Genomic DNA, 19,207 nt, shown 5'->3' on the forward strand with positions numbered 1-19,207 from the left:
AAGGACACCACCCGCGCCATGACCGCCGCCCACCGCCGCGAACACGATCTGCTCGGCGACCGCGAGATACCCGCCGACGCGTACTGGGGCGTGCACACCCTGCGCGCCGTGGAGAACTTCCCCATCACCGGTACGTCGATCGCCGCCTACCCGCATCTGATCAACGCGCTCGCCGCCGTCAAGGAGGCCGCCGCCCGCGCCAACCAGGACCTCGGGCTGCTCGACCCGCGGCGGGCCGACGCGATCGCCGCCGCCTGCCGGGAGATCCGGGTGGACGGCCGGCTGCACGACCAGTTCGTCGTCGACGTCATCCAGGGTGGGGCCGGCACCTCGACGAACATGAACGCCAACGAGGTGATCGCCAACCGCGCGCTGGAACTCCTGGGCCACGCCAAGGGCGACTACCGCCACCTGCACCCCAACGAGCACGTCAACCTCGGCCAGTCGACCAACGACGTCTACCCGACCGCGGTGAAGGTGGCGACGGTCAGCGCCGTGCGCGAGCTGCTCGACGCGATGGGCGTGCTGCGCGAGGCGTTCGCCGCCAAGGCCGAGGAGTTCCGCGAGGTGCTGAAGATGGGGCGCACCCAGCTCCAGGACGCGGTGCCGATGACGCTCGGCCAGGAATTCTCCGCGTACGCGGTGATGCTGGAGGAGGACCAGAGCCGGCTGGCCGAGGCCGTCCTGCTCATCCACGAGATCAACCTCGGCGCGACCGCCATCGGCACCGGGCTCAACGCCCCCGTGGGCTACGCCGAAGCGGCCCGCGGCCACCTGGCCGCACTCACCGGGCTGCCCCTGGTGACCGCCGCCAACCTCGTCGAGGCGACCCAGGACTGCGGGGCCTTCGTCCATCTCTCCGGCGTCCTGAAGCGGATCGCCGTCAAGCTCTCCAAGAGCTGCAACGATCTGCGGCTGCTGTCCTCCGGCCCGCGGGCGGGCCTGGCCGAGATCAACCTGCCGCCGGTCCAGGCCGGTTCGAGCATCATGCCGGGCAAGGTCAACCCGGTGATCCCGGAGGTCGTCAACCAGGTCGCCTTCGAGGTGATCGGCAACGACGTCACCATCACCATGGCCGCCGAGGCGGGCCAGCTCCAGCTCAACGCCTTCGAGCCGATCATCCTGCACTCCCTCTCGGAGAGCATCACCCACCTCGGGGCGGCCTGCCGCACCCTCGCCGAGCGCTGCGTGGCAGGCATCACCGCCAACACCGAGACCCTGCGCGCGACCGTGCAGAACTCCATCGGCCTGGTCACCGCCCTCAACCCGCACATCGGTTACACCGCCGCGACCGCGATCGCCAAGGAGGCGCTCGCCACCGGGCGCGGCGTCGCCGAACTCGTCCTGGAGCAGGGTCTGTTGCCGGCCGAGCGGCTCGCCGCACTGCTGCGCCCGGAAGAGCTCGCGGGCACCGGCGGGGGCCCCGCCCCGGCCTGACGAACCCCCGATGACGGCCCGGACCCGCCCGCCGCGCGGGTCCGGCTGTCGCTCCGGCCGCTTCGGGACGAGAATCGGCACGACGGAAGCACGAGGGAAGAGAGAGATTGCATGCGTATCGCGCTGTGCCAGATGACGGCCTCGACCGACCCGAAGGAGAACCTCGCCGCCGTGCAGGAGCAGGTGCGGCGGGCGGCGCGGGAGGGCGCGCGGCTGGCGGTCTTCCCCGAGGCGACCATGGTGCGGTTCGGGGTGCCGCTCGGACCGGTGGCCGAGCCGCTGGACGGCCCGTGGGCCGAGGGCGTGCGGTCCGTCGCCGGTGAGACCGGGGTGACGGTGGTGGCGGGCATGTTCACCCCGGCGTCCGAGGGGCGGGTCGCCAACACGCTGCTCGCGACCGGGCCCGGGGTCGAGGACTCCTACGACAAGATCCACCTCTATGACGCGTTCGGCTTCCGGGAGTCCGACACCGTCGCCGCCGGCTCGCGGGTGGTGACCCTCGACGTCGACGGGGTCGGCGTGGGCCTGGCGACCTGCTACGACCTGCGGTTCCCCGAGCTGTTCCGGGCGCACGCGGACGCCGGGGCGACCGTGTCGGTACTGCCCGCCGCCTGGGGAGCCGGGCCCGGCAAGCGCGCCCAGTGGGATCTGCTGGTGCGGGCCCGCGCCCTGGACGCGACGGTCTGGCTCGCGGCGGTCGGCCAGTCGGCGCCGGATCCGCAGGCCGACCCGGAGGCGCCCACGAAGGCACCGACCGGCGTCGGACACAGCGCGCTGATCGGCCCCGACGGCACCGTACGCGCCCAACTGGGCGGCGCGCCCGAGCTGTTGGTGGCCGACGTGGACGCCGAGGAGGCCGAGCGGGTGCGGCGCGCGGTGGCAGTGCTGGACAACCGGCGGCTGTAGGAACGGGGGCCGCCGGGCGGGGTCAGGCGGCCAGGAGGAGGCGCCGGGTGGTCTGGAGGTGGCTGTCGATGGCCGCGCAGGCGGCCGCGGCGTCGCCGGCGGCCAGCCCGTCGAGTATCCGCCGGTGCTCGGCGAGCATCTCGTCCTGGTGGCCGCCCGCACGGTGCAGCGCCCGCACGCCGGCCCTGCTCTGACGGCTGCGCAGCGCGGCGTACTGCCTGCTCATCAGCGAGTTGCCGACCGCGTCGACGAGCGCGGCGTGGAAGCGGTGGTCGGCGGCGAGGAACTCCTTGGCCCGGTCCGCGCCGCGCAGCCGCTCCTGGCCCGCGAGAAGGGCGGCCATCTCGTCGACGGGGGCGGTGCCCGCGGCCGTCGTGTGCGCGGCGGCGAAGCGTTCCAGCAGCCGGCGCATCTCGATCAGCTCGGTGATCTCCCGCCCGGACAGCGGCGCGATGTGCGCCCCGCGCTTCGGCACCAGGCGCACCAGGTCCTCGGCGGCGAGCAGCAGCAGGGCCTCGCGGATCGGCGTGCGGGAGACCCCGATCCGGTCGGCGATCTCCTGCTCGGACAGGAACCGGTCCTGCATCTCGGGGTCGGTCAGCACGCTGTCCTTCAGATATGCGTACGCCTTCTCACGCCCCGACTGCATCGCCCGCTCCCCCACTCGTGAAGATCCATTCGCCCCCGGCCGGCCCTGCGTGCCGGCTGAATGCGCAGGTTACACGGTGGGTGGCGGTCAACGACCCGCCGCGTCCGGGGTCACTGACGGCGCGTCACGCAGGCCCAGGCGCAGATGCTCGACATGGAAGAGCGCCTGGTCGAGAAGCTCGGCGACGTGGTGGTCGTAGAGGCCGTAGACGATCGAGCGGCCGTTGCGCTCGCCGGTGACCAGCCCGAGGTTGCGCAGCAGCCGGAGCTGGTGCGAGCAGGCGGACTGCTCCATGCCCACGGCGGCGGCGAGGTCGCCCACGGCGCAGGGGCCTTCCTGGAGGCGGGCGAGGATCCGCAGCCGGGAGGGGGTCGACAGGGCCTGCAGGGTCGCGGCGACATCGGCGGCGCCCACCGCGTCCAGGCGCTCGCGGGTGGTGCTGCGGTGATCCATTCCGTGACCCATGGGGCCATCCTAACGACGATAGATGAAGACCTGTTCATTCATTCCTGTACGGTGACGGGGTTGCCGCTCCCCCGCCCGTGAAGGGTTGTGCCGTCATGCCTTCTGCCGTCTTGCAGCGTCCGCCGCGGACCTCCGCGCCGCGCCGGGACGTCCCCCGCCGCACCCGCGTGCTCGCGCTGTCCGAGGCCCGGTGGGCGGCCGCGGCGACCACCGCGTTCCTGCTCGCGCTGCCGCTGCAGCTGACCGGCGCACCGGCCTGGACCTGGGGCGTGCTGCACGCCGTCGCGTATGTGACGGGCGGCTGGGAACCGGCCTGGTCCGGGCTGCGGGCGCTCGGCGCGCGGACCCTCGACGTCGATCTGCTGATGATCGTCGCCGCCGTCGGGGCGGCCGCGATCGGCCAGGTGCTGGACGGCGCCCTGCTGATCGTCATCTTCGCCTGCTCCGGCGCTCTGGAGGCGCTGGCCACCGCCCGTACCGAGGACTCGGTGCGCGGCCTGCTCGCGCTCGCGCCGGAGACCGCGACCCGGCTGGCCGCGGACGGCACCGAACAGCGCGTGGCCACCGCGGAACTCGCCGTCGGCGACGTCGTGCTGGTCCGCCCCGGCGAGCGGGTCGGCGCGGACGGCCGCGTCCTCGACGGCGCCGGCGAGGTCGACCAGGCCACCATCACCGGCGAACCCCTGCCGGTGCCCAAGGAGCCCGGCGACGAGGTGTTCGCCGGCACCCTCAACGGCACCGGCGCGCTCACGGTCCGGGTCGAGCGCGACGCCGGCGACAGCGTCATCGCCCGGATCGTGGCCATGGTGGCCGAGGCGTCCGAGACCAAGGCGCCGACCCAGCTGTTCATCGAGCGGGTCGAACAGCGCTACTCGGTCGGCATGGTGGCCGTCACCCTCGCCGTCTTCGTCGTCCCGCTGCTGCTCGGCGCGGAGCTGACCCGTTCCCTGCTGCGGGCGATGACCTTCATGATCGTCGCCTCACCGTGCGCGGTGGTGCTGGCGACCATGCCGCCGCTGCTGTCGGCCATCGCCAACGCCGGACGGCACGGCGTCCTGGTCAAGTCCGCCGTCGTGATGGAACGCCTCGGCCAGGTCGACGCGGTCGCGCTCGACAAGACCGGCACCCTGACCGAGGGTACGCCCGAGGTCGCCGCCGTCCGGCCGCTGCCCGACACCGGCCTCGACGAGGAGACGCTGCTGACCTGGGCGGCCGCCGCCGAGCACCCCAGCGAACACCCCCTGGCCCGGGCGCTGGTGGCCGCCGCCCGCGCCCGCGGTCTGCGGCTGCCGGCCGCCGAGGAGTTCACCGCCTCCCCCGGCACCGGCGTCCGCGCCACCGTCGACGGCGCCCGGATCGCGGTCGGCTCCCCGGCCCGGCTGCTGCCCGCCGGCGGCCCCGCGGACGCGCGGACCGGCGCGCTCGTCGCGGAGCTGGAGGAGTCCGGGCACACCGCGGTCCTCGTCCTGCGCGACGGCGTACCGGCCGGGGTGCTGGGACTCGCCGACCGGCTGCGCCCCGGCGCGGCCACCACCCTTGCCTCCCTGCGCGCCCTCACCGGCCGCGCCCCGACCCTGCTGACCGGCGACAATCCGCGCGCCGCGGCCCGCCTCGCCGCCGAGGTCGGCATCACCGACGTACGGGCCGGGCTGCTGCCCGAGGACAAGGTGAGCGCGGTCCGCGCACAGGAGGCGGCCGGCCGCCGGGTGCTGGTCGTCGGTGACGGGGTGAACGACGCCCCGGCGCTGGCCGCCGCACACACCGGCATCGCGATGGGCCGGGCCGGCTCCGACCTCGCCCTGGAGACCGCCGACGCGGTCGTCGTTCGGGACGAACTCGCCACCGTCCCCGCCGTGTTGCGGCTCTCCCGGGCCGCCCGCCTGCTGGTCGTGCAGAACCTCGTGGTCGCCGCGGTCTTCCTCTCCGGCCTGGTCGTCTGGGACCTGGCCGGGGACCTGCCGCTGCCGCTGGGCGTCCTCGGCCACGAGGGCTCCACCGTCCTCGTGGGCCTCAACGGCCTGCGGCTGCTGCGCGAGACCGCGTGGCGGCGGGCGGCCGGCCCGGCCTGATCCACACGACAGCCCCTAGGGGTCCCGCGGGCTCACCCGGCGTCCTCGCGCACCATGTCGGCGCACTTCTCCCCGATCATCATGGTGGTGATGCAGGGGTTGACGGTGACCAGCTCCGGCATCACCGACCCGTCGGCGACCCGCAGTCCCGCGATGCCCTTGACCCGCAGCCGGGCGTCCAGCGGCGCCATGGCGTCGTCGTCGGCGCCCATCTTCACCGTGCAGGAGGGGTGGTAGACGGTGTTGTGGGTGGTGCGGATGTAGTCGAGGAGTTCGTCGTCGGTGCGGACGTCGGGGCCGGGGGCGAGTTCGGCGCCGGCCCACTCGGCCATGGGGGCCCGGGAGACGATCTCGCGGGCGAGCCGCAGGCCGTGCGTCATCACCCGTACGTCGTGCTCGTGGGTGAAGTAGCGCGGGTCGACCCTGGGCTTGTCGCGGAAGTCGCGGGTGCGCAGCCGGACCGTGCCGCGGGAGCGGGCGCGGGTGACGTTCGGGGTGAGGCAGAAGGCGTTCTCGGAGGTCGGGTAGCCGTACCGGGCGGTGTTCAGGTCGAAGGGCACGGAACCGTAGTGGAACATCAGGTCCGGCCGGTCGAGGCCGGGCTCGGTGTCGGCGAAGATGCCGATCTCCCACCACTGGTTGGAGGTGGTGACCATGGGGCGCGCGGCCTCCCACATGATCACGCCCTCGGGGTGGTCCTGGAGGTTCTCCCCCACCCCCGGCGAGTGGACCACCACGTCCACGCCGACCTCGCGCAGGTGCTCGGCCGGCCCGATGCCGGAGAGCATCAGCAGCTTGGGGGTGTCGATCGAGCCGCAGGAGACGATGGTCTCGCGCCGGGCCCGCACCGTACGGGTGTGGATCAGATCGGGGTCGAGGTACGTGGCTCCGGTGCAGCGGCGGTCGTCGTCGATCAGCAGGCGTTCGGCGCGGACGCCGGTACGGACGGTGAGGTTGGGCCGCTTGCCCATGACGGGGTGGAGGTAGGCCACGGAGGAGGACTGGCGGGTGTTGTTCTCGTCCGAGTTGATCTGGAACCAGTTGGCGCCGCGGAGGACGGTCTGCCCGGTGTTGAACGGCGTGGTGGGGATGCCGTGTTCGGCGCAGGCGGCCAACAGCGCCGCGCCGCACGGGTCCGCACCCTTGATGGTGCGCAGCGTGACCGGGCCGCTGCGGCCGTGGTGGTCGCCGGGTGCGTCGTTGCTCTCCAGCCGCCGGTAGAGCGGGAAGGTGTCGCGGGCGCCCCAGCCGGTACAGCCGGCCGCCTCCCACCCGTCGAGGTCCTCGGCCGGTGCCCAGAAGGCGATACAGGAGTTGTGCGAGGAGCAGCCGCCGAGCACCTTGGCGCGGGCGTGCCGCATGAAGCTGTTCCCGTTCTCCTGGGGCTCGACCGGGTAGTCCCAGTCGTAGCCGGATTCCAGCAGCGCCATCCAGCGGTCCAGGCGCAGCACGTTGTCGTCGCCGACGTCGGAGGGGCCGGCCTCCAGGACGCAGACGGTGACGGCCGGGTCCTCGCTGAGCCGGGCGGCCACGACGTTCCCCGCGGTACCGCCGCCGACGATGACATAGTCGAACTCTTCGATGGGCATGGGGAGTTGACCTCCTTGCAAGTCAGGATCAGTCCTGCGCCGGGACGGTGACGGGCGCGTCGGGGGCGGCGGGGGCGTCCGCGGTGGACCGCGGTGCGGCGTGCTCGGCGAGGACACCGGTGCGGTGCCGCTGGACGAACCAGTAGTAGGCGAAGCCGCCGAGCGCCACGGCGCCGACGAACAGCACCGCGCCCCAGCGCAGATACCAGTGGTGCGGCGGGGTGGCGTTGTAGACCGCGTCCCGGGGCCAGGCGAGGTTGACGATCATGCCGGCGCCCCAGAGGACGGCGAGGACGTTGACCGGCAGGCCCCAGCGGCCCAGCGTGAAGCGGCCGCCGTCGGCCGGCGTCCACCTGCCGCGCACCCTGGCCACCAGCATCGGGGCGGTGACCAGCAGATACGCCAGGTAGATCATGATGATGCCGATGCTGGTGACCACGGAGAAGATCTGCGGCTGGCGGATGTTGATCAGCAGTACGCCCAGCGAGAGCACCCCGACGATGACCGCGGGCAGTACGGGCGTCCGGAAGCGCGGGCTGACCTTCGCCATCAGCGACGCGGCGGGCAGGTTGTTGTCCCGGGACATGGCGAACGCCAGCCGGATCGCGGCGGTGTGCACGGCCAGCGCGCAGACCGTGACCGCGATCAGCACGCACCACAGCATCGCCTTGCCGCCGGTGTCGCCCAGCACGTCGAGCACCACGTACTGGAGCCCGTCGGTGGTCAGCCCCTTCCCGTTCAGGCTGCCCACGCTCATCATCGCGAGCAGCAGGATCAGCCCGCCGAGCACGAACGAGGCGATCAGCGCGCGGAGGATGGCCCGCGGCGCGTTGCGGGAGGGGTCGAGGGACTCCTCACCGAGCGAGGCCGCGGTGTCGAAGCCGTACATGACGTACGCGGAGGCCAGCGAGGCGGTGAGGAAGGCACCCAGGTAGCCCAGGTGCTGGCCGGCGCCGTGGTGCTGGGTCTCCAGCACCACGCCCGGACCGCGCACGACGTGGACGGCGAACAGCACGATCAGCACGACGGTGGCGATCAGCTCGATGAAGACGCCCGCGGTGTTGATCCGTGCCATGAGTTTGACGCCGAAGGCGTTGACCAGGGTGGTGAACACGATCAGGACGGTCGCCAGCAGCACACCGTTCGTGGCGACGTCGTACGTTCCGGTGCCGTCGCCGACGAGCTGGAAGACGGCGGAGATCTTCGGCAGGGTCAGCTGGTAGGCGAGGGCCACCGCCGCGAGCGAGACGATCGAGGCGACCAGCATCATCCAGCCGGCCAGCCAGCCGATGTGCGGATTGCCCAGCTTCTTGGCCCAGTTGTAGACGGACCCGGCGACGGGGTGGCGGGCGGCCAGCTCGGCGAAGGAGAGGGCGATCATCAGCTGGCCGACGAAGACCATCGGCCAGGACCACCAGTAGGCGGGTCCGCCGATGCCGTAGCCGAAGTAGAAGAGCTGGAAGGTGCCGGTGAGGATGGAGATGTAGCTGATGCCGGCGGCGAAGGTGTGGAAGTTGCCGAGGGTGCGCTTGAGTTCGGGGCGGTAACCGAATTCGGCGAGCTCGGTGTCGTCGTGCGTGTCCTGCCGGGTGTCGTTCCGCGTGCCACCTCTTGCCGGCGCCGCGTCGGGTGAAGTCAAGAGCGTTCCTCCTCAGTCGAACCAGTGCAGCGGCGCGGGTGCGGTGTTGCGCCAGATGTGTTTGATCTCGCGGTACTCCGCCAGACCACTGGGGCCGAGCTCCCGGCCCGTTCCGGACTGCTTGAAGCCGCCCCACTCCGCCTGCGGGAGGTAGGGGTGGTAGTCGTTGATCCACACGGTGCCCAGGCGCAGCGCGGAGCTGACCCGGTCGGCCCTGGCCTGATCGGTGGTCCACACGGCGCCGGCCAGCCCGTAGACGGTGTCGTTGGCCAGCCGCACCGCCTCGTCCTCGTCGCCGAAGCGCTCGACGGTCAGCACCGGTCCGAAGGACTCCTCGCGCACCACGGACATCGCGCCGTGGCACTCGTCGAGCACGGTGGGCAGGTAGTAGTGGCCGTCGGCGAGTGCCGGGTCGTCGGGGCGGGCGCCGCCGCAGCGCAGTACGGCGCCCTCGGCGAGCCCGGCGGCCACGTACGCCTCGACCTTGGCGCGGTGCGCGGCGGAGATCAGCGGCCCCGTACGGGCGTGGTCGTCGAAGGGTCCACCGAGCCGGATGAGCCGGGCGCGGCGCACGACCTCGTCGACGAACCGGTCGTGCAGCGCGTCCTCGACCAGCAGCCGGGCACCGGCCGAGCAGACCTGGCCGGAGTGCAGGAAGACCGCGGTCAGGGCGTGGTCGACGGCGGTGTCGAAGTCGGCGTCCGCGAAGACGATGTTGGGGTTCTTGCCGCCCAGTTCGAGGGCGACGCGTTTGACGGTGCCGGCTGCGGCCGCCATGATCCGCCGCCCGGTGAGCAGCCCGCCGGTGAAGGAGACCATGTCGACGTCCGGGTGGTCGGCGAGCGGGGCGCCGACCTCCGGGCCGGTGCCCAGGACCAGGTTGGCGACGCCGTCCGGCAGCCCGGCCTCCTGGAGCAGCCGGATCAGGGCGAGGGCGGTGTGCGGGGTGAGTTCGCTGGGCTTCAGGACGAAGGTGTTGCCCGCGGCGAGGGCCGGGGCGACCTTCCACGCGGTCTGCAGCAGCGGGTAGTTCCAGGGGGTGATCAGGGCGCAGACCCCGATCGGCTCGTGGACGATGCGGCTGTCGACGCCGGGCGTGCCCGGGTCGACCACCCGGCCGTCCGCGGTGCCGGCGAGGCGGCCGAAGTAGCGGAAGCAGGCGGCGATGTCGTCGATGTCCGCCTCGCTCTCCACGAGGCGTTTTCCGGTGTCCAGGGACTCCGCGCGGGCCAGCGCCGGCTTGTCCCGTTCCAGGAGGCCGGCGACCCGCAGCAGCAGGTCGCCGCGCTCGGCGTCCGGGGTGTGCGGCCAGGGGCCCCGGTCGAAGGCGCGGCGGGCGGCGGCGACGGCTTCCAGGGTGTCCTTGCCGCCGGCCTCGTCGACGACGGCGACCAGGCTGCCGTCGGCGGGGCAGCGGATCTCGCGGGTCCGCTCGGTGAGCGGGGAGCGCCAGCGGCCGTCGATGAACAGGTCAGGCATGCTCGCCCTCCAGCCGCTCGGTGACCCACTGGTGGAAGGCGCCGATGTGGTGCTCGCTGGGGACGAGCACCCCGCCGTCGCGGTAGGCGCGGGAGTGCATCGCCGGCTGGGTGCGCTCACAGGCGTCGAAGTCCTGGGAGTTGACCCGGTGGAAGAGCTCCACGGACTTGGAGACGTCCACGCCGGCGTCGACGATCTCGGGGAGATAGAGCCAGTCGCACTCGACGACGGTGCGGTCGGGTGCCATGGGGAACATCCGGTGGACGATGACGTGGTCGGGGACGAGGTTGACGAACACCTGCGGCCGGACGGTGATCGCGTAGTAGCGGCGGTCCTGGGCGTCGTCGATGCCCGGCAGCCGGCCGAAGCCCGCACTGCCGTCGACGGTGAACCCGGCGGCCTCCTCGGCGAACTCCGCGCCGTGGCCGACGTAGTACTGGGCGGCCAGGCCGTCGGCGAACTCCGGTAGTACTTCGGTGAGTTCGGGATGGATCGTGGCGCAGTGGTAGCACTCCATGAAGTTCTCGATGATGAGCTTCCAGTTGGCGCGCACGTCGTAGGTGATGCGCTTGCCGAGGGCGAGCCCCTCGGTGCGGTAGTGCTCGATGGCGGCCGGATCGCCCAGCCGCTCGGTGGCCGCACCGATCACGGTGTCCTCGAAGGACGGCGGCTCGTCGGCCAGGCACACCCAGGCGTAGCCGAGCCACTCGCGCAGCGGGACGGTGACCAGGCCGCGCTCGGTGCGGTCGATGTCCGGCATCTTCTGCAGGTTGGGGGCGGCGACCAGCCGCCCGTCGAGGTCGTAGGTCCAGGCGTGGTAGGGGCACTGGAGGTTGCGGCGGACCTCGCCGGACTCCTCGGTGCACAGCTGGGCGCCGCGGTGCCGGCAGATGTTGAGGAAGGCGCGCAGCTCACCGGCGCGGTTACGGGTGATCAGGACGCTCTCCCGGCCGATCCGCACGGTGCGGAAGGCGCCGGGCTTCTCCAGGTCGGCGCTGCGCACGGCACAGAACCACAGCTGCTCGAAGATCTTTTCCTGTTCGAGCCGGAAGACGTCGGGGTCGGTGTAGTAGTGGCCGGCGAGGGTGGCGATCAGGCTGGGGGAGAGCGGGGTCGTCGTCACGTGCGTACTCCTCAGGCGGGCGCGGCGGCGAGGCGGTTGGGGGTGTCCCGGGCGAGGCGGCCCGCACGGGCCTCCTCGGTGCGTCGCAGCGGGGGTCTCAGCGGCGGATGCGGGTCATCTTCGGGTCGAACAGCGGCTCGTCGGCGACGGTCGCCGGGATCTTCTCGCCGAAGTACTCGACGTGCACTGCGGTGCCGGCGGGGAGCACCGGCAGCCAGGCGTAGGCGACGCAGCGGCCCAGCGTGTAGCCGTACGCGGCGCTGGTGACGTAGCCCGCCGGTGCGCCGTCGAGGTGGACGGGCTCCTTGCCGAGGACGTTGGCGGCGGGGTCGTCGAGGAGCAGCGCGGTGAGCTTGCGGGCCGGGGTCTGCTTCCCTTCGAGGGCGGCCCGTCCGGTGAACTCCTTGTCCAGGCGGACGGCGAAGCCGAGGCCCGCCTCGTACGGGTCGTGCTCGTCGGTCATGTCGGTGCCCCAGGCGCGGTAACCCTTCTCCAGGCGGAGGGAGTTGAAGGCCGAGCGGCCGGCCGCGAGCACGCCGTGCTGCTGCCCGGCCTCCCACAGCGTGTCCCACAGCCGCAGCCCCAGGTCGGCCGTGGTGTACAGCTCCCAGCCCAGCTCGCCGACGTAGCTCAGCCGCATCGCCGTCACCGGTACGTGGCCGAGGTAGGTCTGCTTGGCGCGGAAGTAGCCGAAGCCCTCGTGGGAGAAGTCGTCGCGGGTCAGCGGCTGGACGAGGTCGCGGGCGAGCGGCCCCCAGACGCCGATGCAGCAGGTGCCCGAGGTGATGTCGCGGATCTGCACTCCCTCGGGGGCGTGCCGCAGCAACCAGTCGAGGTCCGCGGGCGAGTTGGCGCCGACCTGGAAGCGGTCGGTGCCCAGGCGGGCGACGGTGAGGTCGGACCGGATGCCGCCGGTCTCGTCGAGGAGCAGCGTGTAGGTGACCGCGCCGGGCTTCTTGCGGAGGTTGTTACTGGTCATCGCGTGCAGGAAGTCCAGGGCTCCGGGCCCGGTCACCTCCAGCCTGCGCAGCGGCGTCATGTCGTACAGGGCGACCCGCTCGCGCGTCGCCCTCGCCTCGGCCGCGGCGATCGGCGACCAGTAGCGTGCCGACCAGGCGTCCCGCTCGGGCAGGTCGAGCCCCTCGGCGAGCGGTGCGTTCGCCTCGTACCAGTGCGGGCGTTCCCACCCGCCGCCCTCCAGGAAGTACGCGCCGAGCTCCTGCTGGCGTGGGTGGAAGGGGCTGGTGCGCAGCGGCCGGGGCTGCTCCATGGGCTGCAGCGGGTGGATGACGTCATAGACCTCGACGAAGCTCTGGGCGCCGCGGTCGGCGATGTACGCGGGTGAGCGCTGGGCGTCCTCGAAGCGGTGGAGGTCGCACTCGTGGACGTCGACGGCGGGCCGGCCGTCGGTCATCCACTCGGCGACGGCCTTGGCGACGCCCGCGGAGTGGGTGACCCAGACCGCCTCGGCGAGCCAGAATCCGCGCAGGTCACGGGATTCGCCGAGGAGGGGCATCCCGTCGGGCGTGAAGGAGAAGACCCCGTTGAAGCCCTCGGCCACCTCGGACGCGCCCAGTGCGGGCAGCAGTCCGACGCTGTCCTGCCAGCTCGGTGCGAAGTCCTCCTCCGTGAAGGGCAGCGAGGACGGCATGAGGGGCGCGTCGTCGAAGGCGGGGACGGTGCGCGGGTCGACGGGCATCGGCCGGTGGGCGTAGGAGCCGATGCCCAGCCGGTCGGTGTGCTCGCGGAAGTACAGATCCCGGTCCTGGAAGCGCAGGATCGGCTTGCTGGCCTCGTTGCGAGGGTCGTTGACGCCGGCGAGTTCGGGCAGCGGCGCGGTGGTGGCGTACTGGTGGGCCAGCGGCTGCAGCGGGACGTCCACCCCGGCCATCGCCCCGATCACCGGGCCCCAGAAACCGGCGGCGGACACGACGTGATCGGCGGGGAAGGTGCCCCGGTCGGTGACGACGCCGGTGACGTGGCCGTCGGCGCGCTCGATGCCGGTGACGGTGTGCCGTTCGAGGAAGCGGGCACCGCGGGAGGCGGCCCGCTCCATCTGGGCGCGGCAGGCGAGCAGGGCGCGGGCCAGTCCGTCGTCGGGGGTGTGGAGGCCGCCGAAGAGCTTGGTCTCGTCGAGCATCGGCCACAGCCGCTTGCACTGCTCGGGGGTGAGCAGGGCAGCGCGTACGCCCCAGGAGGCGGCGAGTCCGGCCTTGCGGTGCAGATCGGCCCAGCGGGCCTCGGTGGTGGCGACCTCCAGCCCGCCGACGGCGTTGAAGCAGGGCAGGCCGTCGACCTCCAGGGAGCCCAGCTTCCGTACCGTGTAGGCGGCGAACTCGGTCATGGTCTTGGACGGGCCGGTCTGGAAGACCAGGCCCGGTGCGTGCGAGGTGGAGCCGCCGGGGGCCGGCAGCGGGCCCTGCTCGAGGACCGTGACATCGGTCCAGCCGCGGGCGGTCAGTTCGTCGGCCAGGGAGCAGCCGACGATGCCGGCACCGATGACAACCACACGGGCACTGTTTGCGGGCGTACGGGACATGCCCCTCCTCCTGCTGCTGGTCGGGGTGTCGACGGGGGTGACGCCGGTTCGCGTCAGGTGGGGGTGGGAGGCGCCGTCACAGGACCACGACGGAGCGCAGTACCCGGCCGTCGCGCATCTTGTCGAAGGCGGACTCCACCTCGTCCAGGCCGATCGTCTCGGTGACGAAACCGTCGAGGTCGAGCCGTCCGCTGAGGTAGCGGTCGATGAGGACGGGGAAGTCGCGGCTGGGCAGGCAGTCGCCGTACCAGGAGGACTTCAGCGCGCCGCCACGGCCGAAGAGGTCGATCAGCGGCAGCTCGATCTTCATCTCGGGGTCGGGCACACCGACCTGGACCAGGGTGCCGGCCAGGTCCCGCATGTAGAAGCCCTGGCGGTAGGTCTCGGGGCGGCCGACCGCGTCGATGACGACGTCCGCGCCGTGCCCGCCGGTGAGGTCGCGGACCGCCTCGACCGGGTCGGCGCCGCGGGAGTTGACGGTGTCGGTGGCGCCGAAGCGGGTGGCGCCGTCGAGCTTGCGCTCGTCGATGTCGACGGCGATGACCCGGCGCGCCCCGGCGATCGAGGCGCCGGCGATGGCGGCGTTGCCGACGCCTCCGCAGCCGATGACGGCGACGGTGTCGCCGCTGCCGACGTCCAGGAGTGTCATCGGCTGGGTTGCGTTGCGGGAGTCGAAGCAGTACCAGGGCCGGCCCCGGCGGCAGGAGCGGCAATTGCCGCAGGGCGCCCGCCAGGCGAGGACCACGTAGTCGCCCGGGGCAAGATCGGTGACGCCCGGGCCGACCGCGTCGACGGTGCCGGCCGCCTCATGGCCCAGCAGGAAGGGGAAGGCGTCGTTGATCGCGCCGTCCCGGTAGTGCAGATCGGTGTGGCACACCCCGCACGCCTGGACGGACACGAGCACCTCGCCCGGACCGGGATCCGGCACCAGGATCGTCTGCAGCTCGACCGGTGCGCCTCGTTTCGCCGCGACGACGGCACGGACTTCGTGTGGCATGCCCTACCCCTCAGTGTTGCGCACTGCACGACTGGTTGCGCGATGAGAGACATAGTGGGAACGCCGGATCGGCACCGTCAAGAGGTGCGAGCTAGCTGTTGGTAAAAGGCTCGTTACCCGCCCGGACACGACGACGGGGCCGGAGCGCTCGCTCCGGCCCCGCCTGGGCCACCCTGCCCGTCAGCCGCTCAACAGGCGTACCCCATCCGCCGGGAGAGCTCCTCAGCTGCGGAAACCGTGCCCTTGACGACCTCGGGCAATCGCTCCTCGTCGAGCCGGTAGGCCGGCACCGACACACTGATCGCGCCGATCACCGAGCCGTCGTGCGCCCGCACCGGCGCCGCCACGGCGCGCAGCCCGAGCTCCAGCTCCTCGACCGCCACCGCGAAACCGCGCTCGACGACCTGCCTGAGCTCCCGGCGCAGCACCTCCGCCGACGTCACCGTCCGCTCGGTGAGCTGCGGCAACTTCCGCCCCAGCACGGCGTCCTGGACCGGTCCCGGCTGGTAGGCGAGCAGCGCCTTGCCGCTGGAGGTGGCGTGCAGCGGCGTCCGCCGGCCGAGCCAGTTCTGCGCGGTGACCGAGGCCGGACCGCGCGCCTGCATGATGTTGACCGCGGCATCGCTCTCCAGCACCGCGATGTTGACCGTCTCCCCCAGCTCGTCGGCCAGCTGCTTGCAGACCGCCGCGCCCTCCTGGGAGATGTCCAGCCGTACCGCCGCGGCGCCGGCCAGCCGCAACACCCCGGCGCCGAGGTAGTACTTGCCGCGCTCCTGCTCCTGCCCGACCAGCCCGCGGCTCTCCAGCACACCCAGCAGCCGGAACGCGGTGGACTTGTGCACGCCGAGCTCGTCGGCGACCTCGGTCACCCCGGCCTCGCCCAGGCGCGCCAGGATCTCCAGCACGGTCACCGCCCGGTCCACCGACTGCACGGCGCTCGCCGGCCCCTTCGGCGGTCTGCCGTCCGTCTGCTCCTCCACGATGTCCGTCATGTACGGGATCTCACCACCTGGGAACCCGCTCGCGGGTCCGAATCTGAACAGCCGGCATTTCCTGGGATCGCTTGACGCACACGCTCCCCGTCTGGATTCTGTTGCGCATAGCGCTTCATCGTGCGCAACGCGAAACTCGATGATACCGAACAGTAACAGGGGGGTCCTGTGATTCCTGTCTGCCATCTCGCCGACTTGCCCGTGGGCGAGTCCGTACGCATCGACACCGCACCTCCTGTCGCCGTCTTCAACGCCGACGGGCAGCTGTACGCCATCGACGACACCTGCACCCACCAGGACGCCTCGCTCGCGGACGGCTGGCTGGAGGGGTGTCTGGTCGAATGCCCGCTCCACGCCGCTTCATTCGATCTGCGTACCGGCGCGCCCACCTGCCTGCCCGCGCGCCGGGCCGTACGCACCCACCCGGTGACCGTCGAGGACGGCATGATCTACGTCCACCACCTCGCCGAGGAGGGCACCGCCGCATGAAGTCGGTCGCAGTCATCGGAGCGTCCCTCGCGGGCCTGTACGCCGCCCGGGCCCTGCGCGCCCAGGGGTTCGACGGCCGTCTGGTGATCGTCGGGGACGAGCAGCACCGCCCCTACGACCGGCCGCCGCTGTCCAAGGACTTCCTGACCGGCGCCACCGGCCAGGACCAACTCGCCCTCGCCGACGCCGAGGAGATCGCCGAACTCGACGCCGAGTGGCTGCTCGGCACCCGCGCCACCGGACTCGACACCGCGGCCGGCGCGGTGCTCCTCGACGGCGGCCGGTCACTGACCACCGACGGTCTGGTCCTCGCCACCGGCGCCGCCCCCCGCCGGCTCCCCGGCGCGGCCCCCACCGGCACCCACACCCTGCGCACCCTCGACGACGCCCAGGCCCTCCGTGCGGACCTGGCCGGTGCCGCGCGCCGGGTCGTGGTGATCGGGGCCGGCTTCATCGGCGCCGAGGTCGCCTCCTCCTGCGCCGCCCTCGGCCACGAGGTCACCGTCGTCGAGGCCGCCCCGCTGCCCCTCCTCCCCCAACTCGGCGAGGAGATGGCCCGGATCTGCGCCGCCCTGCACGCCGAACACAAGGTCACCCTCCTCACCGGGACCGGTGTCAGCCGCCTGCACGGCGCCGGCCCCGACGACCGCCTCACCGCGGTCGAACTGTCCGACGGGCGGCTGCTTCCCGCCGATGTCGTGGTCGTGGGCATCGGCGTACGTCCGCACACCGCCTGGCTCGAAGGCTCCGGCCTCCCGCTCGACGACGGCGTCGTGTGCGATGCCGGCGGCGTCACCCCGCTCCCCCACATCATCGCCGTCGGCGACGTCGCCCGGACCGACGGCAGCCGCGCCGAGCACTGGACCAGCGCCACCGAACAGGCCGCGGTGGCGGTCCGGAACCTGCTGGCCGGCAGCACCGTCGCCACCCACCGCGCACTGCCGTACTTCTGGTCCGACCAGTACGGGGTCCGCATCCAGTTCGCCGGCCGACGGGCCCCCGGCGACACCCCGCGGCTCGTCGAAGGCTCCCCCGACGACCGCTCGTTCCTCGCCTGCTACGAACGCGACGGCCGCACCACCGCCGTACTCGCGCTCAACCGCCCCCGCCCCTTCATGCGCCTCCGCCGCGAACTCGCCCGCACCACCCACCCGGCCACCGCCTGACCGCCGGACCGAGCGATGCGTGTCAGCTCTGGCGCTCCGCCGCGTCGACGGTCTGGGTGAGCAGGGTGGCGATGGTCATCGGGCCGACGCCGCCGGGGACCGGGGTGAGCAGGGAGGCGCGGGTGCGTGCCGACTCGAAGTCGACATCACCGACGTTGCCGGGGTTGTAGCCGGCGTCGATGACGACGGCGCCGGGCTTGAGGTGGTCGCCGGTCAGGAACCGGGGCCGCCCGACAGCGGCGACCAGGACATCGGCCTGCCGGGTGAGCGCCGCGAGGTCGGTGGTGCGGGAGTGGCAGTAGGTGACGGTGGCGTCGCGGCCCAGCAGCAGCATCCCGACGGGCCTGCCGAGGATCGCGCTGCGTCCGACCACGACCGCGTGCTTGCCCGCCAGCTCGACGCCGTAGTGGTCGAGCAGCCGGAGGATGCCGGCGGGCGTGCAGGAGGCGAAGCCGTCGGCGCCGAAGCTCATCGTGGCGAAGGAGTGGTAGGTGACGCCGTCGACGTCCTTCGCAGGGGCGATGGCCTCGAAGGCGGCGCGCTCGTCGATGTGCGGGCCGACCGGGTGCTGGAGGAGGATGCCGTGCACCTCGGGGTCGTCCGACAGCGCGGTGAGGGTGTCGACGAGCTCGGCGGTGGTGGTCGCGGCCGGCAGGGCGACGTGCCGGGACCGGATCCCGGCCTTTTCGCAGCGGCTGCGCTTCATACGGACGTAGGTCACCGAGGCCGGGTCGTCGCCCACCAGCACGGTCGCCAGGCACGGGGTCCGGCCGGTCCGCCGGGTGAGGAGCGCCGCGCGCTCCGCGGCCTGTTCGACCATGCGGCGGGCGAGCACGCTGCCGTCCATGAGGCGGGCGGTGGGGGGCGTCGGGGACTGGGTGGTGGGTGCCGTCGGCATCGGGGCTCCTGGGCGTCGTGCGGAGGCGCCCAGGCGCGCGGCAGGGACCATGGGTGGCCAAGCCGCTCCCCGGTGGTACTCCACCCCAGCGCCAGTCACGGCTCGCCGCCCACTGTAATAGACGGCCCGCGGACGGTGCGGTGCGGTGCCGGGCGCCCGCCCGGCTCAGGTGGCGCCGCCGTGGCCCGGTGTGGGGAGCGGCGGGGTGGTGGTGGGGGCGGCGGCCTCCCACTGGCTGAGGATGCCGTCCCAGTCGTGCTGGGCGGCGGTGATGGCGTTGGCGTCCCAGGTGGGCTGACCGGGCTGCCCGGGCTGCTGGGGGCCCTCGTAGACCTGGTAGTCCTGGTAGGTCTGGTGGTTCTGATAGTTCGGATAGCCGGTGTGGCTCTCGTAGTTCTGGTACGGCTGCTGTTTCCAGGAGTCCTGTTCGTAGTGCTCACGCGGGGGCGGCGTCGGTCTCTCCCGCCAGGACAGGTGGCCGGCGTCGGCTTGCGGGGACGGCTGGAGCCCCGCCATGCGGCGGTGGCGGCCCGTACGGTCCGGTGGCGCGGGCTGCGGGGCGGGGCGGCTGTCGGAGGAAAGCTGCTGGGCGCGGGCCACCAGCAACCGGACGTCGAGGCCGAGCTCGGAGGCGAGGGCGGTGAGGTCAACTCCCGCGTGCCAGCTGCTCATCAGAACGGCGTCGAGCGCCGGCGCCCAGGCCGGTTCGGCGAGCGGCGGCGCGGCGGTCTGGGGTGCGGGGGCCTGGGGAGCGGGGGACGGATGTGCGG

The 19,207-nt window shown here is 72.7% G+C and carries 16 protein-coding genes and 1 riboswitch; of the genes, 5 read left to right on the forward strand and 11 right to left on the reverse strand.

Going from position 1 to position 19,207, the window contains the following annotated elements; all coding sequences use genetic code 11:
* Positions 1 to 18: 18 nt before the first annotated feature.
* On the forward strand, positions 19 to 1,437 hold the full coding sequence (aspA, locus tag OO62_RS05320) for an aspartate ammonia-lyase (protein WP_033265978.1): 1,419 nt from the start codon (positions 19 to 21) through the stop codon (positions 1,435 to 1,437).
* Between the two features lie 111 nt (positions 1,438 to 1,548).
* A complete protein-coding gene (locus tag OO62_RS05325) occupies positions 1,549 to 2,343 on the forward strand; it encodes a carbon-nitrogen hydrolase family protein (protein ID WP_033265979.1) in 795 nt (264 codons plus the stop codon).
* Positions 2,344 to 2,365: 22 nt separating this feature from the next.
* Here the strand turns inward: OO62_RS05325 and OO62_RS05330 are convergent, their stop codons facing one another.
* The gene (locus tag OO62_RS05330; RefSeq protein WP_033265980.1) at positions 2,366 to 2,992 is read right to left on the reverse strand and encodes a GntR family transcriptional regulator; all 627 of its coding nucleotides are present in this window, start codon (positions 2,990 to 2,992) and stop codon (positions 2,366 to 2,368) included.
* A gap of 87 nt (positions 2,993 to 3,079) precedes the next feature.
* Positions 3,080 to 3,457, reverse strand: a complete 378-nt coding sequence (locus tag OO62_RS05335) for an ArsR/SmtB family transcription factor (protein WP_033265981.1) — start codon at positions 3,455 to 3,457, stop codon at positions 3,080 to 3,082.
* 95 nt (positions 3,458 to 3,552) lie between these two features.
* Between OO62_RS05335 and OO62_RS05340 the strand changes: the two genes are divergently transcribed.
* Positions 3,553 to 5,526: a heavy metal translocating P-type ATPase gene (locus OO62_RS05340; RefSeq protein WP_033265982.1), complete on the forward strand. Its 1,974-nt coding sequence runs from the start codon at positions 3,553 to 3,555 to the stop codon at positions 5,524 to 5,526.
* Between the two features lie 32 nt (positions 5,527 to 5,558).
* On the opposite strand, the gene OO62_RS05345 is transcribed toward OO62_RS05340, so the two are convergent.
* From OO62_RS05345 to OO62_RS05375, 7 genes are all read right to left on the reverse strand, one after another.
* A complete protein-coding gene (locus OO62_RS05345; protein WP_033265983.1) occupies positions 5,559 to 7,115 on the reverse strand; it encodes a GMC family oxidoreductase in 1,557 nt (518 codons plus the stop codon).
* Positions 7,116 to 7,143: 28 nt separating this feature from the next.
* Entirely contained in the window at positions 7,144 to 8,754 is a 1,611-nt protein-coding gene (locus tag OO62_RS05350; RefSeq protein WP_051732747.1) for an APC family permease, read from the reverse strand.
* 12 nt (positions 8,755 to 8,766) lie between these two features.
* Positions 8,767 to 10,233, reverse strand: coding sequence for an aldehyde dehydrogenase family protein (locus OO62_RS05355; protein WP_033265984.1), 1,467 nt, complete (start codon positions 10,231 to 10,233; stop codon positions 8,767 to 8,769).
* Complete coding sequence (locus OO62_RS05360; RefSeq protein WP_033265985.1) at positions 10,226 to 11,356, reverse strand: aromatic ring-hydroxylating oxygenase subunit alpha; 1,131 nt, start codon at positions 11,354 to 11,356, stop codon at positions 10,226 to 10,228. Before OO62_RS05360 ends, OO62_RS05355 begins: the two co-directional genes overlap by 8 nt.
* Before the next feature lie 97 nt (positions 11,357 to 11,453).
* Positions 11,454 to 13,895, reverse strand: coding sequence for a GcvT family protein (locus OO62_RS05365; RefSeq protein WP_033265986.1), 2,442 nt, complete (start codon positions 13,893 to 13,895; stop codon positions 11,454 to 11,456).
* A gap of 76 nt (positions 13,896 to 13,971) precedes the next feature.
* Positions 13,972 to 14,892, reverse strand: a complete 921-nt coding sequence (locus tag OO62_RS05370; RefSeq protein ID WP_033265987.1) for a zinc-binding dehydrogenase — start codon at positions 14,890 to 14,892, stop codon at positions 13,972 to 13,974.
* 188 nt (positions 14,893 to 15,080) lie between these two features.
* Positions 15,081 to 15,884, reverse strand: coding sequence for an IclR family transcriptional regulator (locus OO62_RS05375; RefSeq protein WP_206738461.1), 804 nt, complete (start codon positions 15,882 to 15,884; stop codon positions 15,081 to 15,083).
* A 168-nt stretch (positions 15,885 to 16,052) separates the two neighbouring features.
* On the opposite strand from OO62_RS05375, the gene OO62_RS05380 reads away from it, so the two are divergent.
* Both OO62_RS05380 and OO62_RS05385 read left to right on the forward strand, forming a co-directional pair.
* On the forward strand, positions 16,053 to 16,373 hold the full coding sequence (locus OO62_RS05380) for a bifunctional 3-phenylpropionate/cinnamic acid dioxygenase ferredoxin subunit (RefSeq protein ID WP_033265988.1): 321 nt from the start codon (positions 16,053 to 16,055) through the stop codon (positions 16,371 to 16,373).
* On the forward strand, positions 16,370 to 17,539 hold the full coding sequence (locus OO62_RS05385) for an NAD(P)/FAD-dependent oxidoreductase (RefSeq protein WP_033265989.1): 1,170 nt from the start codon (positions 16,370 to 16,372) through the stop codon (positions 17,537 to 17,539). The genes OO62_RS05380 and OO62_RS05385 overlap by 4 nt, the downstream gene beginning before the upstream one ends.
* Positions 17,540 to 17,561: 22 nt before the next feature.
* Here OO62_RS05385 and OO62_RS05390 read toward each other — a convergent pair whose 3' ends face one another.
* Positions 17,562 to 18,437 carry a bifunctional 5,10-methylenetetrahydrofolate dehydrogenase/5,10-methenyltetrahydrofolate cyclohydrolase gene (locus OO62_RS05390; protein WP_051732752.1) on the reverse strand — a complete coding sequence of 292 codons (876 nt, stop codon included), beginning with the start codon at positions 18,435 to 18,437 and terminating at the stop codon, positions 17,562 to 17,564.
* A 20-nt stretch (positions 18,438 to 18,457) separates the two neighbouring features.
* Positions 18,458 to 18,546, reverse strand: a riboswitch (ZMP/ZTP riboswitch).
* Between the two features lie 56 nt (positions 18,547 to 18,602).
* Positions 18,603 to 19,207: hypothetical protein (locus OO62_RS36910; protein WP_051732754.1), on the reverse strand; the 605-nt coding region annotated here is incomplete at its 5' end.

The organism is Streptomyces lydicus (assembly GCF_000717345.1).
GTDB lineage: Bacteria > Actinomycetota > Actinomycetes > Streptomycetales > Streptomycetaceae > Streptomyces > Streptomyces lydicus.

Excerpts from the sequence above, each read along its gene's own strand:
- aspA (WP_033265978.1), top strand. The coding sequence starts at position 19 with ATGACCGCCGCCCACCGCCGCGAACACGATCTGCTCGGCGACCGCGAG.
- OO62_RS05325 (WP_033265979.1), top strand. The coding sequence starts at position 1,549 with ATGCGTATCGCGCTGTGCCAGATGACGGCCTCGACCGACCCGAAGGAG.
- OO62_RS05330 (WP_033265980.1), bottom strand. The coding sequence starts at position 2,992 with ATGCAGTCGGGGCGTGAGAAGGCGTACGCATATCTGAAGGACAGCGTG.
- OO62_RS05335 (WP_033265981.1), bottom strand. The coding sequence starts at position 3,457 with ATGGGTCACGGAATGGATCACCGCAGCACCACCCGCGAGCGCCTGGAC.
- OO62_RS05340 (WP_033265982.1), top strand. The coding sequence starts at position 3,553 with ATGCCTTCTGCCGTCTTGCAGCGTCCGCCGCGGACCTCCGCGCCGCGC.
- OO62_RS05345 (WP_033265983.1), bottom strand. The coding sequence starts at position 7,115 with ATGCCCATCGAAGAGTTCGACTATGTCATCGTCGGCGGCGGTACCGCG.
- OO62_RS05355 (WP_033265984.1), bottom strand. The coding sequence starts at position 10,233 with ATGCCTGACCTGTTCATCGACGGCCGCTGGCGCTCCCCGCTCACCGAG.
- OO62_RS05365 (WP_033265986.1), bottom strand. The coding sequence starts at position 13,895 with ATGTCCCGTACGCCCGCAAACAGTGCCCGTGTGGTTGTCATCGGTGCC.
- OO62_RS05370 (WP_033265987.1), bottom strand. The coding sequence starts at position 14,892 with ATGCCACACGAAGTCCGTGCCGTCGTCGCGGCGAAACGAGGCGCACCG.
- OO62_RS05375 (WP_206738461.1), bottom strand. The coding sequence starts at position 15,884 with ATGACGGACATCGTGGAGGAGCAGACGGACGGCAGACCGCCGAAGGGG.
- OO62_RS05385 (WP_033265989.1), top strand. The coding sequence starts at position 16,370 with ATGAAGTCGGTCGCAGTCATCGGAGCGTCCCTCGCGGGCCTGTACGCC.
- OO62_RS05390 (WP_051732752.1), bottom strand. The coding sequence starts at position 18,437 with ATGCCGACGGCACCCACCACCCAGTCCCCGACGCCCCCCACCGCCCGC.